Below are 1,922 nucleotides of genomic sequence, written 5' to 3'. Positions count from 1 at the left end.
TGGAAGTGCCCTCCCCCCAGGCAAGGGGTATGCCGCGCGGGCCATGCCGCATGCAGCGCCGCCCCCGGGACGATCCCTCCCCCCGCGCTGCGGCGAGCCGACACGCAAAAAGGCCCGACTTTTCAGCCGGGCCAGTCCGCGTATCTCGAAGAAATCGGGCTTTGGACGATCCGGGCGCGAAGGCGAACCCGGATCGTCCGTGGTGTTTGGGCTTAGAAGTCGCGCTGGACGCGGGCGCGCAGCTGGAAGGTGTCCGAGGATGTAACGGTGCGGACTGCCCCACTCGCGATGGAAGCCGCCGTTACGTTACCTGTGGAACGGGTCTGGTCTACGACGCGACCGTCCTGGACACCGACCTTGGTGTAGAAGCCTTCAAGACCGATATCGAGGTCCTTGACTGGCGACCAGATGATGCTTGCACCAGCAACGATCTGGTAATTGTCGCGCAGCACTGGGCTGACGGCGAAGGATGCCTGCCCCGGGATACCCGTGAACTGACCTGTCGAACCAAGAGTCTGGAACACTGCGGCATTGGCTGCGCGGGCACCGCTCGCAAAGTTCAGTTCGCCGTAGCTACCGAACACGGCCGAACGCCACTCCGGCGACCAGTAGTGTAGGAACGAACCAACCACCGTGAAGCTTCTGGACAGCTCGATCTTGCCCGTGAACGGGTTGAGCGTCGCGTCGGACATGTAGGGGTCGAACACGGCACCGTTAATGGTGCTGGCGCGCGAAGCGTAGCTGCCGTTGTACGAGGAGTAGCCGGTGTAGAGCGTCGCGCCCTCGCCGTAGGCGCCCTGCAGGTACAGGGTGTCACCCGGAGCGATGAAGGGCAGGTTGATCTTGGCACCAGCCTGAACGGCCCAGCCGTACTCGCTGGCCGGACGCTGCGTAACGATGGCCGCGCCGGTCACACCTGGGATGAAGGGAGCAGTCAGGACGCCGCCGTTGAAGTTGGTCGCGTTACCTGCGATGCCGTTACCGGTGTTGAGCTCCTTGACCGCAGCCGAAACCTGCAGCGAGCCCCAGGCAGCATCGTATCGCAGAACACCGACGAAGTCGGGCATGCGGTTCCGCTGGGCCACATCCACGTTACCGTAAGTGCCGATACCCGTCAGGTTGTTGATGCCAATCAGAACCGGCGAAGTCGCACCAGCGAAGGCAACGTTCTGAGACTGCGACCCGGCCGGAGCGAAGTTCGCGTTCGCGCCGAACTGTTGCGAGTAGATCGTGTTGCGGCGGAAGGACGGGTCTTCGAGCGAGATCGTGGCCGACAGGCCGCTGCCGCCGAGCTTGCTCGTGTAGGCGAGCAGGTTGGTGGACTGGAGGTCGGAGTTGGCGGTAGCGCCGGCGAACTCGAAATCGTGGGCGTAGAAGTCGAAGAACGAAGAAGCGCGACCGGCGGTGAGGCCGGCGAACTGGATGAACGCCTTGTCGGTGTTCACGAACTGCTGCACGCGGCCGGCCTGATCCTGACCCGTGGCGCCAAAGGCGTTGCCGATGCGCTCCTGGGTGCCGGAGCGCAGGCCGCCCGTGGCGCCGGTGCGCGAGGCGAACTGGAGACGCACGAAGGCGCGCAGGGTGCCGTAGCCGGTCTGGGTGCGGGCGTCGACGTTGATGCGGGCGAGGCCGATGTAGCCGGTGGTGTCACCGTTCGTGCCCGAGCGGCTGTATGTCGGCTGGTAGCCGACGTCGAGGCGGGCGCGGCCCGAGAGACGAATGCAGGTGTCCGTGCCGGGGATGTAGAAGAAGCCGGCGCCGTAGGCGGAGCAGACGCGGACGTACTCGATCGGAACGACCTTCTTCGCGGGAAGATCGGCTGCCTGTGCTCCGGCGACCGCAGCGAACCCTGCTGCGGAGGCGAGAAGCGAGCTCTTCAAGAGCTTCATTGATATCTCCAAAAGCTTCGAGACCCGAGGGAA

Annotated in this window: 1 protein-coding gene; it reads right to left on the bottom strand. The window is 64.7% G+C overall.

Translation table 11 applies throughout. The annotated features are described in order from the left end of the window. Positions 1-212 precede the first annotated feature (212 nt). Positions 213-1,889, bottom strand: a complete 1,677-nt coding sequence (locus K2X24_RS14450) for a porin (protein WP_292499079.1) — start codon at positions 1,887-1,889, stop codon at positions 213-215. Positions 1,890-1,922 lie beyond the last annotated feature (33 nt).

The sequence above is a fragment of the Methylobacterium sp. genome, assembly GCF_019750675.1.
Lineage (GTDB): Bacteria > Pseudomonadota > Alphaproteobacteria > Rhizobiales > Beijerinckiaceae > Methylobacterium.
Note: the sequence above shows the minus strand (reverse complement) of the source record. Positions and strands in the feature narration are given on the sequence as shown.